The 16,889-nt window shown below is 29.8% G+C and carries 14 protein-coding genes; all 14 read right to left on the minus strand.

Annotated features, from left to right (window positions below; all coding sequences use genetic code 11):
* Positions 1–64 precede the first annotated feature (64 nt).
* The 14 genes from AB8B22_RS09885 to yajC all read right to left on the minus strand — a co-directional run bounded on the left by AB8B22_RS09885 (position 65) and on the right by yajC (position 16,743).
* Complete coding sequence (locus AB8B22_RS09885) at positions 65–673, minus strand: hypothetical protein (protein WP_094079640.1); 609 nt, start codon at positions 671–673, stop codon at positions 65–67.
* The gene (locus AB8B22_RS09890; protein WP_369710983.1) at positions 666–1,922 is read right to left on the minus strand and encodes an AAA family ATPase; all 1,257 of its coding nucleotides are present in this window, start codon (positions 1,920–1,922) and stop codon (positions 666–668) included. Before AB8B22_RS09890 ends, AB8B22_RS09885 begins: the two co-directional genes overlap by 8 nt.
* A 51-nt stretch (positions 1,923–1,973) precedes the next feature.
* Positions 1,974–2,843: a glycine--tRNA ligase subunit alpha gene (gene glyQ, locus AB8B22_RS09895; protein WP_094079638.1), complete on the minus strand. Its 870-nt coding sequence runs from the start codon at positions 2,841–2,843 to the stop codon at positions 1,974–1,976.
* Between the two features lie 6 nt (positions 2,844–2,849).
* Entirely contained in the window at positions 2,850–3,449 is a 600-nt protein-coding gene (locus AB8B22_RS09900; RefSeq protein WP_369710984.1) for a hypothetical protein, read from the minus strand.
* Positions 3,450–3,549: 100 nt separating this feature from the next.
* Entirely contained in the window at positions 3,550–4,017 is a 468-nt protein-coding gene (gene lspA, locus AB8B22_RS09905) for a signal peptidase II (protein WP_369710985.1), read from the minus strand.
* 3 nt (positions 4,018–4,020) lie between these two features.
* On the minus strand, positions 4,021–6,822 hold the full coding sequence (gene ileS / locus AB8B22_RS09910; protein WP_369710986.1) for an isoleucine--tRNA ligase: 2,802 nt from the start codon (positions 6,820–6,822) through the stop codon (positions 4,021–4,023).
* 208 nt (positions 6,823–7,030) lie between these two features.
* Entirely contained in the window at positions 7,031–8,590 is a 1,560-nt protein-coding gene (locus tag AB8B22_RS09915) for an L-lactate permease (RefSeq protein ID WP_018499392.1), read from the minus strand.
* 319 nt (positions 8,591–8,909) lie between these two features.
* On the minus strand, positions 8,910–11,075 hold the full coding sequence (locus AB8B22_RS09920) for a Tex family protein (RefSeq protein WP_369710987.1): 2,166 nt from the start codon (positions 11,073–11,075) through the stop codon (positions 8,910–8,912).
* 44 nt (positions 11,076–11,119) lie between these two features.
* Complete coding sequence (gene smpB / locus AB8B22_RS09925; protein WP_314082319.1) at positions 11,120–11,566, minus strand: SsrA-binding protein SmpB; 447 nt, start codon at positions 11,564–11,566, stop codon at positions 11,120–11,122.
* 12 nt (positions 11,567–11,578) lie between these two features.
* The gene (locus tag AB8B22_RS09930; RefSeq protein ID WP_369710989.1) at positions 11,579–12,124 is read right to left on the minus strand and encodes a hypothetical protein; all 546 of its coding nucleotides are present in this window, start codon (positions 12,122–12,124) and stop codon (positions 11,579–11,581) included.
* A gap of 115 nt (positions 12,125–12,239) precedes the next feature.
* Positions 12,240–14,633, minus strand: coding sequence for a ribonuclease R family protein (locus AB8B22_RS09935; RefSeq protein ID WP_369711955.1), 2,394 nt, complete (start codon positions 14,631–14,633; stop codon positions 12,240–12,242).
* Between the two features lie 81 nt (positions 14,634–14,714).
* Positions 14,715–15,245 (minus strand): GerMN domain-containing protein, encoded by a 531-nt coding sequence (locus tag AB8B22_RS09940; RefSeq protein WP_094079632.1) that lies wholly within the window; start codon positions 15,243–15,245, stop codon positions 14,715–14,717.
* A gap of 28 nt (positions 15,246–15,273) precedes the next feature.
* Complete coding sequence (locus AB8B22_RS09945; protein ID WP_369710990.1) at positions 15,274–16,455, minus strand: N-acetylmuramoyl-L-alanine amidase family protein; 1,182 nt, start codon at positions 16,453–16,455, stop codon at positions 15,274–15,276.
* Between the two features lie 27 nt (positions 16,456–16,482).
* Positions 16,483–16,743: a preprotein translocase subunit YajC gene (gene yajC / locus AB8B22_RS09950; RefSeq protein WP_369710991.1), complete on the minus strand. Its 261-nt coding sequence runs from the start codon at positions 16,741–16,743 to the stop codon at positions 16,483–16,485.
* Between the last annotated feature and the right edge of the window lie 146 nt (positions 16,744–16,889).

Genomic DNA, 16,889 nt, shown 5'->3' on the forward strand with positions numbered 1-16,889 from the left:
TCTTTTTATTTTTTTATTTCCTATAAATTTTCGCCACAAAAAGAAGCAAAAAAGACTTTATTTTTTATTTTAATTTCTCATATTTTCTTACAAATTTTTCCTCAAATTCCTCTTTTGAGTAGGTGTGTACATTTTTGAAGCAATAACCTTTGAATTTTTCAAGTCCAAAACAAATGATTTCATCTTTACCAAAAGTATTTTCTCCAACTGATAAACTACTTCCCTGATTTATAAAATAATTTCCAATCTCTGAAATGGAATTCTTTTCATTTGGTGAATTTTTTTCTTCATTGTAGACTAAAATATAATTTGTAATTTCTTTTAAAGTATTTAAAGATTTTTTCTCAATATCTCCTAAAACAAACATACTATTAAGAATCTTTAACTCTATATCCTTTAATTTTTTTATATCAATTCTATTAGACTTATCAAGTAATTTCCCATTTTTAAATTCAATAAAAGTATATCTTCTATCGCTATGTAAAAATAAAACATCATTTGTTTTCAGCTGAATGCTCAAATTATTATTTCTAGTGTACTTATCTCCTCCAACACTATCAAAATTAATTACTTTAATTTGACTTTCTGTCATATATTCTTCATTGTTATCATCTTTTGAAGTTTGCTTTAATGTAGAAGTATTATATATTTTCAAATTAATTTTTTTACTCATCTAAATCACTGCTATATCTAATATTTTCTAAATCCTGAATTGGTCTTGCTAATTTTCTATAAATTTCTCTTGTATTTCCTGTTACATCTTTTATAATACTGCTATTTCCTTCATTTTCAGCCACATAATATTTACATTTATCATCAATTTTATGTTGTTCCGAAAAAACTTCAATTGCATTTAAAAAATACGGACTATGTGTTGTCAATAAAATATGCATTCCAAACTCTCTTTGCAATAAAACTATCAATTCAGCAAATTTTAGTTGCCATTCTGGATGTAAATGAATTTCTGGCTCATCAAGAATTATTGTTCCATTTTCTTCCAACGTTCCATTTTGCAATAACATTTTTATAATTGCAAAAGTTTTAAGCCCTGTAGATAAATTTTTTAAGTCAATATCTTCACCATTTTTTCTGTAAACAAATTTAAAATTTTTATTTTCCAAAATCTCTCCACTCAAAACACTGTTTAATTTTTGGTAAATATTATTCAATTTTTTCTTCACTTTTATTTCAGAAATAACACTATTTTCGTTTTCTGAAAAAACATTGGTTGCTAAATGTGTCTGGTGATTTTTATCCTCGAAATCATAACTATCCAAAATAAATGGATTATCAATATACATTGTTTCTTTATTTATTAAAAAATAATTTTGAACATCTGAAATTTCATTATTTTCAATTTTTAAATCTATTTCTTTATCTTTTATTTTAAGACTTATTTCTCCAATATTCATTTTTTCTCTAGAAAAAATGGCATTAATTTGATTATGAAATTCTTTATTCATAATTCGTGAAACAATAACTTTTATGATTTCTTTGTCTGAAATTTTTAAAGTTTCATTTATTTCTTGAACAAAATTTGAAATATTTTCAATTTTTAGATCTTTTTTATAATTATTAATTATAATTTTTATCTCATCTTCTGAATAATTTTTATTATTTTTTAAAAGTTCAATAGCAATTTTTGCTTCAGTTCTATCAAAAATTCCAAAAAAGTCTTTAAAATTATCAGCAATTTTATTATAACCATTTGCTTTCATAAGTTTATCTACAATTTTTTCCAATTCAGAAACTTTTTCATTATAAACTTTCTCATCAATTTCATAAAATCCATTAAAAACACTCCACAAAACTTTTCCAACTGTACTTTTCCCAGTATCATTTTCACCAGTGATAACCGTTATTCCATCAATTACAACTTCAGCATTTTTTAATTTCCCGATATTGTTTATTGTTAGTTTCATCGCACACTCCTTCCTTCTCAAAATCTTTTGAAAAGCCCCCTTTTATATTTCTTATTTTTTCAACAATGGATATCCCAATTCTTTTCTTGCTGCTACAAATTGTTCGGCACACTTCTTAGCCAAATCTCTTACTCTTAAGATATAAGACATTCTTTCTGTTGTACTGATTGCACCTCTTGCATCAAGATTGTTAAATGTGTGTGAACATTTTAATACATAGTCGTAAGCTGGTAATACCAAGTTGTGATTCAAGCAATTTAATGCTTCTTTTTCATACATATCGAATAATTGGAAGTGCATTGGCACATCGGCTACTTCAAAGCTGTATTTCGACATTTCGTACTCGAATTGGAATCTTCTTTCTCCATATTTTACACCTTTTGTCCACTCTAAATCTTTTACATCATCTTTATTTTGCAAATAAAGTGCAATTCTTTCAAGTCCGTAAGTTAATTCTGATGGAACGATTTCAACTTCTAATCCTCCAACTTGTTGGAAATAAGTAAATTGAGTTACTTCCATTCCGTCTAACCATACTTCCCATCCAAGCCCCCAAGCTCCTAATGTAGGACTTTCCCAGTTATCTTCCACAAATCTTATGTCGTGTTCCTTAGGATTAATTCCTAATGCCACTAAGCTTTCTAAGTAAAGTTCCTGAATATTTTCTGGCGATGGTTTCATAATTACCTGAAACTGATGATGCTGATACACTCTGTTGGGATTTTCACCGTATCTTCCATCTTTTGGACGACGTGATGGCTCAACATAGGCAACATTCCAAGGCTCAGGACCTAATGACATTAAAAAAGTGTCTGGATTAAATGTTCCTGCACCTGTTTCAATATCATACGGATTTGATATTATACACCCTTTTTCTCCCCAAAATTTTTGAAGAGTTAATATAATTTCCTGAAAAGTCATTTATCTCTATCCTTTCTCTTGATTTCTTTTTTTTAAAAGTTTTCTCAAATATATTATTCTTAAAATTAATATTAAAATAGCGAAGTATTTGATTACTTCATAACCTATTATACCAATTCCCTTATCTGAAAATGGTATAAAATAATCATCAATTATTTTATAAAATGTTGATTTTTCTTTTTTTTCTCCATATTTTCTTATAATTTTTTCTGGATTTTTCAGATTAAGATTTTTTACTTTCAGTTTTTCTTTTGCCTGTTCTTCTGTCAAATGAAACAGCTGATTTTGCGAATTTATTATAAAATAACCTGAATTCTTATTGTATTCTATTTTTTCTTTTCCAATTTTTTCTTCATCTAAAAATTTAGATATTGCTTCATCAAAATCATAAATATAGCCAATCCAGTTATCTTTTATTTTATTTAATTTTTTTAAATATCCCTTATTTCCTAAAGAAAAACTTACTTCAGGAACAGCCGCATTATAATCGGTTGCAAGTAAACAATTTCCTATTTTCAATTCTGTATTTTCTTTAATTGGAAACCAGATATAGAAAAAATTAATAGTAAAAACCAATATAAATCCGCAAATAATTAGTTCTGCCAATACCTTATTTTTAGAAAAATAAATAATAGTCAAAAATACAACAAATATTAATGCTACAAGAAAAATAAGAGAAAATCCATAAACAGCAGCAAAAATCACGCTATTTACCTCTTTTTATTTTATATTTTCTCACTAAATAATCAATCGCAATAATATAAATACCAATATGAACATACATATCTGCAATGTTGAACACAAAATTCCAGATTCCACGAAAATCTATCATATCTATGACAAAATTTCTGGCAATTCTGTCAATCATATTTCCCAATGCTCCAGCTGCTATAATTGAAATTCCGACTTTTGTCCATTTTGAATAATTCTTAAAATTTTTGTATTCGCTAAAAATTATGAAAATAATTAGAAGTACGCTAAATATCGTAACCACATTTATTTTACCCTGTGCCAGTCCAAAAATCATACCGTGATTTTCAACATAAGTAATATGAAAAAAATTTTTTATAATTGGGATTGAAAAACCCGCTTGACCTTCTGCAACTCGATAAATTATATATTTTGTAACTTGGTCAAATAAAGTCAATCCCAATATTATCATTATATAATTCATAAATTAATTTTTACCTTTCAATTCGTCAAGAACTTTTGCACATCTTGGACATACATCCGAATGATTGTGGTCATGTCCAATTTCTTCACCATATTTCCAACATCTTTCGCATTTTTCTCCAGACGCTTTTTCCACAGCAATGCCTATTCCACTAATTTCACTTTCTTCCAAACTATCATTTACAAATTTAACTTGAGATACGATAAATAAGTCAGAAACTTCATCTTCTGTATAATCTTTTAAGAATGAATAATCATCATTTGTGATATTTAAAAGAATTCTTGCATCAAGCGAGTGCCCAATTAATCCTTCTTGTCTCAAGCTTTCAATTTTTTTGTTCACTTCTTTTCTTAAATGAGCAATTTTTTCCCATTTTTTCGCTAGTTCTTCATTTTTGTAAGCTGGATTTGGTTCAATCCAAGATGATAAATGTACACTTTCTTCATCTTTCAATGATGCAGGAATTCTTTCCCAAATTTCTTCAGCTGTAAATGACAACACTGGCGAAATAATTCTTACCAACACTTTTAACACTTCTGTCAACACAGTTTGAGCACTTCTTCTTGTAAGTGATTTTGGCGCTTCGCAGTAAAGTCTATCTTTTACTATGTCAAGATAAAACGATGACATTTCAATTGAGCAGAAATATGTAATTTCTTGGAATAAATTATAAAATTCATATTTATCGTAGTATTCAGTTGTTTTTTCTTTCAATTCTTCCAATTTGTGCATTGCCCATTTATCAATTTCAAACATATCGTTGTAGTCGACTTTTTCAGTTTTGTAATCAAAATCATTCAAGTTACCCATCAAAAATCTTGCTGTATTTCTAATTCTTCTATACGCATCTGACATTTGCTGCAAAATATTTTCAGAAATTCTCACATCTTCTCTGTAATCTACTGATGATACCCAAAGTCTTAAAATATCTGCTCCGTACTTTTCAATAATATCTTTTGGAACAATTGTATTTCCAAGCGATTTAGACATTTTTCTGCCTTGTCCGTCCATTACGAATCCGTGAGTTAAAACTCTTTTGTATGGTGCATCTTTTGTACTTGCAATTGAAGTTAAAAGCGATGATTGGAACCAACCTCTGTGCTGATCGCTTCCTTCCAAGTATAAATCAGCTGGTCTTGGCAAGTTTCTTGGTGCTAAAACTCCTCTGTGGGAAACTCCAGAATCAAACCAAACGTCCATGATACTTCTTTCTTTTCTAATTTCTACATCTTTCAAGTTTAATTTTTCCAATAATTCTTCACCGATGATTTCTTTAGCTTCATATTTCCACCAAATATCAGTTCCTTCTTTTTTCACTAATTCGATAACTCTGTCCATGATTTTAGAATCGTAAATCACTTCATTTGTTTCTTTGTTGTAGAATAATGGAATTGGTACTCCCCAAACTCTTTGTCTTGAAATTGTCCAGTCTGGTCTTGTTTCAATCATCGCGTTAATTCTATTTTTACCCCATTCTGGCACGAATTCTACTTTTTTCAACACATCTAACGCATTTTGTCTGATGTCACTTTCATCCACGCTAATGAACCATTGTTCAGTCGCTCTGAAAATAACTGGTTTTTTACTTCTCCAATCGTGCGGGTACGAGTGAACGAAAGTTGTGTGATACAACATATGTCCGCTTTCAGTCAAGTCTTCAACAATCGCCTTACTTGCTTTTGCATAGAACATTCCTTCATATTTTCCCGCTTCTTTAGTCATATGCCCTTTATCATCTACTGGCGACAAAATTCCAATGTTATATTTCAATGAATAATTGTAGTCATCTGCCCCGTGCCCAGGCGCTGTATGAACTGCTCCTGTACCTGCATCTACTGTTACATAATCAGCATTCATTACCAATCCTTTTCTATCTAAGAACGGATGCTTGTAATGAGTGTATTCCAAATCTGTCCCTTTAAATTCTTTTAATAATTCATACGACAAGTCCAATGTTTTGAATACATCTTCAGCTAATTTTTTTGCAACAATCAAATTTCCTTTTTCAGTTTTATACAACCCGTAATCAAATTCAGGATGCAAAAATACTCCCAAATTTGCTGGCAATGTCCAAGGTGTTGTTGTCCAAATTAAAATACTTGCTTTATCCACACCTAATTTATCAGCCAAATCTTTTTCCCCTTCAAATTTCACATAAATTGAATGAGAAGTTACATCTTTATATTCAATTTCTGCTTCTGCAAGTGCAGTTTCAGTAGTCGGTGACCAGTACACCGGTTTTAGCCCTTTATAAATATAGCCATTCTCATAAATTTCTTTAAATACTTTTAATTGTTCTGCTTCAAATTCAGGTTTTAGTGTAACATAAGGATTATCCCAATTTCCTAAAATTCCAAGTCTTACAAACTCTTTCTTTTGTTTTTCTACCCATTTCAAGGCATACTTTTTACATTCCTGTCTAATTTGAAGTGGAGTCATTGCTTTTGCTTTTTCTCCCAATTCTTCCATGATTTTCCACTCGATTGGAAGTCCGTGAGTATCCCAGCCAGGAATATACGGTGCATCATACCCTCTTAATCTTTTATATTTCAAAATTATATCTTTTAACACTTTATTCATTGCATGTCCAATGTGAATGTTTCCGTTTGCATACGGTGGTCCATCATGCAAAATAAAGAATGGATGACCTTCTCTTAATGACTTTTCATAAATATTTGATTTTGTCCAATCTCTTAAAGTCAATGGCTCTTTTTGTGCCAAATTAGCTTTCATTTTAAAACTTGTTTTTGGTAAATTCAGTGTTTTTGCATAATCTACCTTCTCAATATTTTGATTTTCTGACATTATTTCCTCCTATATTTTTCTAAAAACTAACTCTTTTTTTATGTTTTTTATTATATCATAATTCTTTACATTTTTAAATAACTCTAGCTTAAATATCCTTAAATATACAAATAAGGAGATACCAAAATTTTTCTAACTTCAGTATTCTCCTTTTCATTAACCATTGCATTTACTTTTTTTAAACTTCATAATTTCTAGTTTCAAATTTTTAATGAAGCATTCCTGCTCCAATGAATGTTAAAATACCTAAAACAGCTGCATAAGCTATTGAATATTTAACAGTGAATTTAAGCATATCTCCTTCTTTACCCATTAATCCAACTGTTGAAGCGGCAATTGCAATATTTTGCGGAGAAATCATTTTTCCTCCTGTCGCTCCACCTGTACCAGCAGCGATATACAATGCTTTCAATGCTTCGTTTGATCCTGCTATATTTACTTGAACTCCACCGAATAACAAGTTAGATGCCAAGTCACTTCCTGTTACGAATGTACCGATAGTTCCTAAGAATGGCGAAATTACTGGGAAGAATTTACCTGTTGCAGCAAATCCTTTTGCTATACTTTCAATCATACCACTATGTTTCATTACTACTGATAATGCCACAATTCCCATAATTACCACAACTGAAGGTAATTTACTTAAAATTGTTTCTTTTAATGTTTCAGCCATAACTTTTGGTTTTACACCTTGAATGAATCCTGCTATAACAGTTGCAACAAATAATGGTGCAGCTGGTGCTAAAATCCATTTGAATATTACACTTGGATCTCCTTTATCCTTAAACCATGTAGCTTCATGCCCCAAAGCAAAATTGAAATGTGTAGTCGTTGGTTCTAAAGCTTTATGAACAGCTTCTACAACTGGACTTGTTCCAATAATTAAGATTATCATTAAAATATACGGAACCCAAGCCATAAATGCATCTTTTCCAGTAATAGCTTGACCTTTATTAGATTTTGCACTTTCATCTTCTTTAATAAAGATTTTAGTAGCAACTATCATTAAGATCATTGCAAATAAACTTGATAAAATTGTTGGCAATTCTGCACCCATTGCTTTTGCGATAAATGGTTGTGTTAAATAACCAATAATTGAAGCAATAACTACAGGTAAAATTCCTCTTCCAAATGCTGCATTTTTTCCACCATCAATTTCTTTATTAGCCATTATTACCAAGATAAATGGTATAATACATGTCAAAACTAACAACAATAATGATGTATAAAATGCTGTTTCCCCAGCATTCAATTTAAAGTTTGAAATCATTGTTGTAACTGGCAGTCCAACTGTTCCAAACGCTGTTGGTGTTGAGTTTGCAATAAGACAAATTAAAGCTGCACTTAGCGGAGTAAATCCTAATGAAACCATGATTGCTGCTGGAATTGCAACTGCTGTCCCATATCCTGCAATACCTTCTATAAATCCACCAAATCCCCAAGCTAATATCAATGCTTGAGCTCTTTTATCTGTTGAGATGCTTCCTAACATTGATTTGATTGTTTCAATTTTACCAGTTTTTACTGATAAATCGTAAGCAAATAGTGCTGCAAATACTACAAAACCGATAGGCATCCATGCTGTCGCAAATCCTTCAATAATTGAAGCAAAAACCCCTTGAATCGGCATTCTCCATCCTGGCATAACAAAATTTAAAATAATTGCCACTACTAAACTGGCATACGCACTAAACATTGCTGATTTTTTTAAAAATGTCAGCAATATCAAAAATACAACTATTGGCACTAATCCAACTAAAAATTCCATTCCTGAACCTTCCTTCTTTCTCTATATTTTTTTAAAAAAGTTTTAAAAAGAAAAATTTCTTTAAAAAATTAAAATATTAAAAATATTTTATTTTTTTAAATTGATTTGGTTTTTTAAAAATTCTTTAAATTTTTTAGGTCATATTTTATTACAAAAATTAAAAATTTTATGATTTAAAATAGCATTTTATAACTTTTTAACAACCCAAATTTTCTTACTGTTATATATTACCAAATTTTTCAGAAAAGTACAAATATTTTTTTAAAAATTTTTTATTTTTTTCAATATTTGCACTTTTTTTAATTCTTTTTAAATTAGTTTATAATCCTTTTCTCGTAAGACCCACTCTTCCACGCTCTTTATCCAGTGACAATATCTTAACTTTAATAATCTGTCCCACAGAAAGTTCCTTTGTAGCATCCAAAACAAACTTCTCAGCTATTTCCGAAATATGAAGCAGTGCATCACCTTTTAATCCAATATCCACAAAAGCTCCAAATTTTGCCACATTTCTCACAGTTCCTTCTAAAACCATTCCCTCTTGCAAATCATCCATATTTAAAATATCCGATCTCAAAAGAGGCTTTTCAAATTCATCACGTGGATCTCTTCTATCCTTTAAAAGAGCCTCATATACATCTTTTGCCGTTTCATTCCCAAATTCATTTTCAGATATAATTTTTTTCAAATCAACATTTTTCAATTTTTGTCTAACTTCTTTCAAATTATCCTTCAAATCACTAGCTTTACATCCAGCCTCTTTTAAAATAGTTTCGGCAACGTGATACGACTCAGGGTGAATAATCGTATTATCCAGAGGATTTTCACTATCAGGCACAACAACAAATCCAGCCATCTGCTCAAAAGCCTTCGCTCCCAAGCCTTTTACCTTCTTAAGTTCTTTTCTGTCCTTAAAATCTCCATTTTCATGTCTATAATCCACAAGATTTTTAGCTACATTTTTCTTAATTCCAGAAACAAAACTAAGTAATGCCCACGAAGCTGTATTAATATTGACTCCAACATTATTTACAACATGTTCAATTGTCTGTTCCAAAGTTTCATTCAATTTTTTTTGATTCACATCGTGCTGATACATTCCGACTCCAATTGATTTTGGATCAATCTTCACAAGCTCAGCCATCGGATCCTGAATTCTTCTAGCAATTGAAATTGCTCCTCTAGCCGTCACATCCAAATCTGGAAATTCCTCAATTGCAATTTTTGAAGCTGAATAAACTGAAGCTCCTGCCTCGCTTACAATCAAATATGACACAGGTTTTGATGCTTCCTTTATAACATCTGCCACAAAACTTTCAGTTTCACGAGAAGCAGTTCCATTCCCAATTGCAATGATATCAACATCGTATTTTTTAATGTAGTCCAAGATTTTTTTCTTTGCGGTTGCAAGCTGCTTTGAATTGTGCATCTCTTCAACCAGAAAAAGTACATCGTTTGTTTCATAAAAACCATCTTTGTTGATAATTACCAATTTACAACCTGTTCTGTAACCGGGATCAAGACCCATCAATGTTTTTTTACTCAAAGGCGGCTGCAAAAGCAGTTTTTCTAAATTTTCAGAAAAAATATTAATCGCTTCTTCCTCAGATTTTTCAGTATAAATATTTCTCACTTCGTTTTTTATCGACGGATAAGCCAGTCTATCCAGCGAATCTTTTATAACTTCGCTCAAAAATTCAACTAAATTTTTATTTTCAAAAGTATTCAAAATAAAGTCCATTATAAATTTTTCAGTTTTTTCGTCAATTTCAATGTCAACTTTTAATATTTTTTCTTTTTCACCACGATTTATTGCCAAAATTCTATTAGAAGCCGCTTTTTTAATAAGCTCCGAATATTCATAGTAATCTTGATAAACCCCTTTTTCATCGTTTTCTTTGTTTTTTTCCACAACTTTTGAAGTCAAAATTCCAAATTCTGAAATTTTATTTCTCAAAAATTCCCTTATTTTCACATCTTCCGAAATATTTTGTGCAATAATCAAATGCACACCATTAATCGCATCTTCAACCGATACAACTTCTTCACTCAAATATTTTTCTGCCTCTTTTTGTAACTCTTCAAAAGTAGTTGTTGAAAGCAACGCAAATTCTGTCAAAGGCTCTAATCCTTGCTCTTTTGCAATATCTGCCTTTGTTTTTTTCTTTTTCTTGTAAGGCAAATAAAGGTCTTCCACTTCCTGAAGTTTTGTTGCACAAGTTATGCTGTTTTTAAGCTTGTCAGTCAATTTTCCCTGCTCTTCTATAAGCCTTAAGACTTCCTCTTTTCTTTTTTCTAGATTTCTGTAATAAGTAACTTTCTCAATTACATCTCTAATTTGCTCCTCGTCCAAATTTCCAGTAACTTCTTTTCTATAACGAGCAATAAACGGCACAGTCGCCCCTTCGTCAAAAAGTTTTATTGTATTTTCCACTTGTGACTCATTAAAATTTAGCTCACTTGCCACATTTTTTAAAATATCCATTTAGCCTCCCTGATATTTTTATTTTTTATTATCAATTTATCCCATTATCTTAAAAAATCTTTTTGAATTTTTTTTAAATTTCTATCTATATCTTTTCTTTTCAAAGTTTCCCTTTTATCGTGAAGTTTTTTCCCTTTTGCAAGTGCAATTTCCACTTTTACAAGTCTTTGCTTTGTGTAAACTGAAAGTGGCACAATTGTGTATCCTTGCTCTTTGATTTTGGCTTCCCATTTATTGATTTCTCTTCGGCTCAAAAGTAATTTTCTCACTCTTGATTCTGGTACATTATTAATATTTCCAAATTCGTAAGGTGTTATGTGCATATTCATTATAAAAACTTCATTTCTTATAATTCTTACAAAACTCTCTTTTATACTTATCTTACCAGCTTTTACAGATTTTACTTCTGTTCCCACAAGCTCGATTCCAGCCTCCAATTTTTCTTCTATAAAATAGTCATGATACGCTTTTTTATTTTTTGCTAAAACCATATTTTCCCCCTTTTATTCATTCACCACTCCAAGCGAAAATAATTTTATTAAATCTTTATTTTCATTGGCGCTAAGTCGCCATTTTTCATCATTTTTTACATAATTTATCGTCAATTTTTCTTTTAAAAAACTTACTTTATTTTCTTTAAATTTTTGAGAAAAAAAACTTTTTGTAAAATTTCTCATTTCTTTTTTTCCCTGATCAATCGTCAATTTTTTATTTTCAATCTCTTGCCCTTTACTGGCCAATTGAACTAAGTATTCTTGCATAACACTTGAAATATCTGGATAATTTACTTCTATTGCCATCTTAGCTCTATTGCCATTTACTTCAACTTTTTTTATTTTATATTTTATTCTTTTAAATCCTTCTTCAACAATTGAAAATTCCTCTTCACTAAGTTCAGAACTCATTTTTTTTACTTTATTGTAGTCACCTGTTCTCATAATTCCCATAGTGGCGTCAAAATCTTTTCTGATTTTTTGCTCCTCTTTATTTCCACAACTTATGACCAAAAAGAAACAAAAACTTATTAAAATTAATAACTTTCTTTTCATATAAAATTCTCCATCTCATAAATTTACATTAATTTAGGAAAATGCATAATCCTTTTTAAGTATTTAAGTATTTAATAATTTTTTTTATCTAAAATCTAAAAATCAAATAAATTTTCTAGTTTTCTAAATTTATTTCGCTTTTTTCTTCTTCAAACGGAATAACTTCAATTTCCATCTTTTCATAACTTGCACTCACAACACTCACTTTTAGCGTGTTTCCCATCGTAAAGCTCTCATTTGTCCTTTTATTTATAATTTTAAAATTTTCTTCATCATAAATGAAATTATCCCGTGAACTTGTAATATTATAGACAACTTCTATATGATTTTCAAGTTCCATAAATATTTTATTTTTATTCATTCTGCTAAGTCTAGCTATAAACGTTTCACCAATTTTATCTTGCATATATTCAATTAATTTAATTTTTACACTATCTTCTTCCAATTTATCGGCAATTCGCTCAGTTTTGGAAATATTACTTGCTATCACTTCAAAATCGGATAAATATTTCGTTTTCTCTCGCTCATTTATAAATCTTTCAATCGAACGCCCAAGCATCCTGTGGACAACTAAATCTGAATATCGCCTAATTGGCGAAGTAAAGTGCAAATAATATTTAGAAGCCAAACCAAAATGACCAAGATTTTTATTCGCATATCTTGCCCGCTGCATAGCCCGTAAAATTAACTTGTGAATCAAATATCCTTCTGGCAGTCCCGTTGTTTTATTTATAATATTTTGAAATTTTCCAGGATGAATTTCATCCATATTTTTTAGTGAATACCCAAATTTTATAAGCGTTTCATTTAACGCTTGAATTTTAGCCTTGTCTGGATCTTCGTGAACCCTGTAAATCGCTGGAGTTTCTTCCCAAAATAATTTTTCTGCCACAGTTTCATTTGCAATTACCATAAAATCTTCAATTAACTTTTCAGCTTCCCCACGAGAACGAAGCTTAATGTCTTTCACAAGTTTATTTTCATCCAGCACAACTTTTATTTCTGGCAGTTCAAAATCAATGCTTCCTCTTCTCTTTTTATTCGCACGAATTATTTTAGAAAGTTCCAACATATTTTTTAGCATTTCCGAAATTTTTTCATATCTTTCAAAAACCTTTTTATTTTCAAAAAATATTTCTTTTTTTTCTTCAGACAAATTCTCATTCTTTTCGTTTTTTCCGTTTTTTTCACTCTTTTTATCTCTTTGATAATCAAAAATTTTATTCACATCGTCGTAAGTCATTCGATATTTGGACCTTATAACTGATTTATAAAAATTATTTTTTACAACTTTTCCTTTAAAATCAATTTCCATCTCAACCGAGAAAGTCAGTTTATCTTCATTCGGATTAAGCGAACAAAGGTTGTTTGACAATTTTCTTGGAAGCATTGGAATTACTCTGTCCACAAGATAAATCGAATTTCCCCGCTTTAGTGCTTCACTGTCAAGTGCAGTATTTTCGCCAACATAATGAGAAACATCGGCAATACTTACAATAAGTTTGTATCTATCTTCTTTTTTTTCAACATACACGGCATCATCCAAATCTTTTGCATCCGCTCCGTCAATCGTAATGATGTCAAGATTTCGCAAATCTTTTCTATTTGAAAGTTCATTTGTAAAATCTTCATCAATTTTATCTAGTTCTTTTAAAACTTCATTAGAAAACTTTTCTTCAATTCCCTCATTTAAAAGCAACGACGAAATCAAAACTTCTGTATCTTGCGGATTTCCCAAGACACTCACAATTTCTCCTTCTGGTTTTCGTGTATCGTCTCCCCAAAAATCAATTTTTACAGCAACCAAATCCCCAGTTTTTGCACCTTTTATAAATTTTTTCGGAATGTAAATGTCGCTTGGAGAATTTTTTGGACGAACAAAGCCAAAGCTCAAATTATGCTCAAAAATCCCAACTATAATCTCTCTGTTTCTCTTAATTACATTTACAACTTCGCCCTCTCTTTTTTTAGAACTGCTGCTTTCTTTCAGAATTCGTACCAAAACTGTGTCGCCATCCATTGCCGTGTTCAAATATGCGCCAGGAATAAACACGCTGTGTTCTCCTAAAATATCCAAAAATCCAAAATTCCCATTTCCAATCGAAATTTCTCCTCGCAAAAATCCTTCTTTTTCAGGCAAAGTGTACTTTCCATTTCTCTTTAAAAAGATTTCTCCCTTTTCTTCCCAATGATTTAATAACATCTTATAAATTTTTCTTTTTTTGGGACTCCACTCCAAGAGCTGCAAAATTTCTTGAAAATTAAACTCATATTCCGCCAATACTTTTTTTAAATATTTCAGTTCTTTTTCTTCCCTTTCCTCAAATTTTTTTATTTTTTCATTTTCACTCTCATTTTTTTTCAAAACTTTTTTTCCAAAAAATTTATTGTCTTTTCTTTCTTTTTTCTCACTTTTATTTTTCTTTTCTTTTTTACTTTCGTTTTTATTTTCTTTAAATTTCTCTACTTCTTTTTTGTTTTTTTTAGATTTTTTCTCTCTCATCTCCATCACCTTTTACTTTTTTAAAAAAATTGTCCCAAAAAATTAATGAAACAAAAAAATCATTAATTATTTTAGGACAATTATTTTCTACCCGATATTTGTTTCCCCATCTATCTGAATTACAACGCTTTGAATATTTGAAAAATTTTTCAAGATTGTATTCGACACTGCTTGGGAAAAACCATTAAATAATTCAGGATTTTTTTTCAAATTTAAAAACTCTCCGTTTAATTTTACAACTGTTGTGTTGACATTATTTATTCTTAAATTGTAAGCACTTCTAAATTTCATATTTTCATTAATAAAATCTGAATTTTTTATAATTTCATTAATAAAATCTCCTTCAACTAAATTTAGCTGTTTAGGAATTGTCACTTCTTTTTCATTTATAGTTTTAGTATTTTTATCATATACAAAGATAGTAATTGTCTGATAATTTTCTGCATTATTTTGAATTCTCTCTTCTTCCGAACCTTTATCCACAGTCACTTCTATCATATCTTCGTGATCTTTGTCATAGAAACTCGTAGCTACAACTCCACCAGTTGCTAAAACAAGCAATATCACCCAGCCATTTTTTCTAAAAAAACCTTTTTTTTTCTTAATTTCTTCTGCCATAATTTTCTCCAAATATTCGTAAACCTAATTATCTAAAATATTGTCTAATTCCATTAGCAATAGCTTGTGCTGCTCTTTCTTGACCTTCAGGTGTTAAATACTGTGATAAGTCACCGTAGTTATTCATAAATCCTAATTCCACCAAAATTGAAGGCGAATTACTTCCCCGAAGCACTGCAAAATTTGCTCCAAAAACTCCTCTTCTTCTAAGTCCAATAGTGTTTATAAGATTATCTAACACAGTTGTTGCAATAGCTTGACTTTTTTTCTGATTTGTTCTATAAAATATATCTTTTACGACTAAATCTGAAAATGGCGTATCTCCATAGCTTGAATCCACTCTATTTTCAATCTGTGCAACTCTTGCAGCATAACTTCCTTCATCTTTTTTACTAAAGTAAAATACTTCTGTTCCATTTGCCGATGAGCTTGAACCTGAATTTAAGTGAATACTTATAAAGAAATCTGCATTTGCATCATTTCCAATTTTAGCTCTTGTATCTAATGGTACAAAGAAATCTGAATCTCTTGTCATTATAACATTATAATCCCGTCTTAAATTGTTAGCCAATCTTGTTGCTACTTGTAATGCTATATCTTTTTCATTATATCCATTTCCTCTTGCACCTGAATCATGTCCACCATGTCCTGGATCTACAACAATAGTATATTTTTTATTTCCTGAAGTGGAATATCTTGGACCTGTTGGTTTTTGTTGTGGCGGTGTGTAAGTATTTGTGTTATTATTTGGTCTTGAATAACCACTTGCTTGCGGTCTTGAGCTTATACTTGTACTTGTTGTACTTGTATTTGGTCTAGTTGTTACCGTTGTCTGTGTCATAGAGTTAGCATCTCCACTATTAAATGTCACTTCAATTTCTTTGTTTCTTGTAACTATTTGATATTTTGCCGATGGTTTCAAATAAAACATCAACGAAGTTGAAGAATCATTTTCATAAACTTGAATTTTACTTATATACTGATCATTTACAGAAGTACTTTGCGGAATTTTTGCCGCTTTTGTATTTAAAAAACTTAAAATTAAAACATTGTCATTTCCAACTTTAGTCACAGTTGTCCCTGGCATCATTTTTTTATTCTCTTTAAAGATTCCTTTAAATGTCCCATTTCTATAATTTATACTTTCCAAATTTTCTGCAAATATGACAGAACCTACTAAAAATAATAAAAATATCAATATTTTTTTCATTTTTCAAAACCTATCCTTTCTAAAAAATTATTTTTTTTCTACGCTTGAAATAGATGTTTTCAAAACTGTAATTTTTGCATTTTTATCAACTTTAATCTCCAAAGTTTCACTCAAAACATTTGTAATTGTCCCTAAAATTCCTCCAGATGTAACTACTTTATCCCCAACTTTAAAATTGTCAATCATCTCTTTTTGTTGCTGTTTTCTTTTTTTATTTGCAAGATATGCAGGTAAAAATATAGTTACCATTAAAATTACGTAAAATATTATCACAGTTGCATTTTTCATTTTCACTTTCTCCTTAATCTAAAATTATTTTTAATTATACCACAAATTTCTATATGTTTCAATTTTATATTTTTTCTTAAAAAAAATATTATTATATTTTTAAAATAAAAAAGGTGTTGTGGAGACACCTTTTCTACTTTTTGGAG

Source organism: Leptotrichia rugosa, assembly GCF_041200005.1.
Taxonomy (GTDB): domain Bacteria; phylum Fusobacteriota; class Fusobacteriia; order Fusobacteriales; family Leptotrichiaceae; genus Leptotrichia; species Leptotrichia rugosa.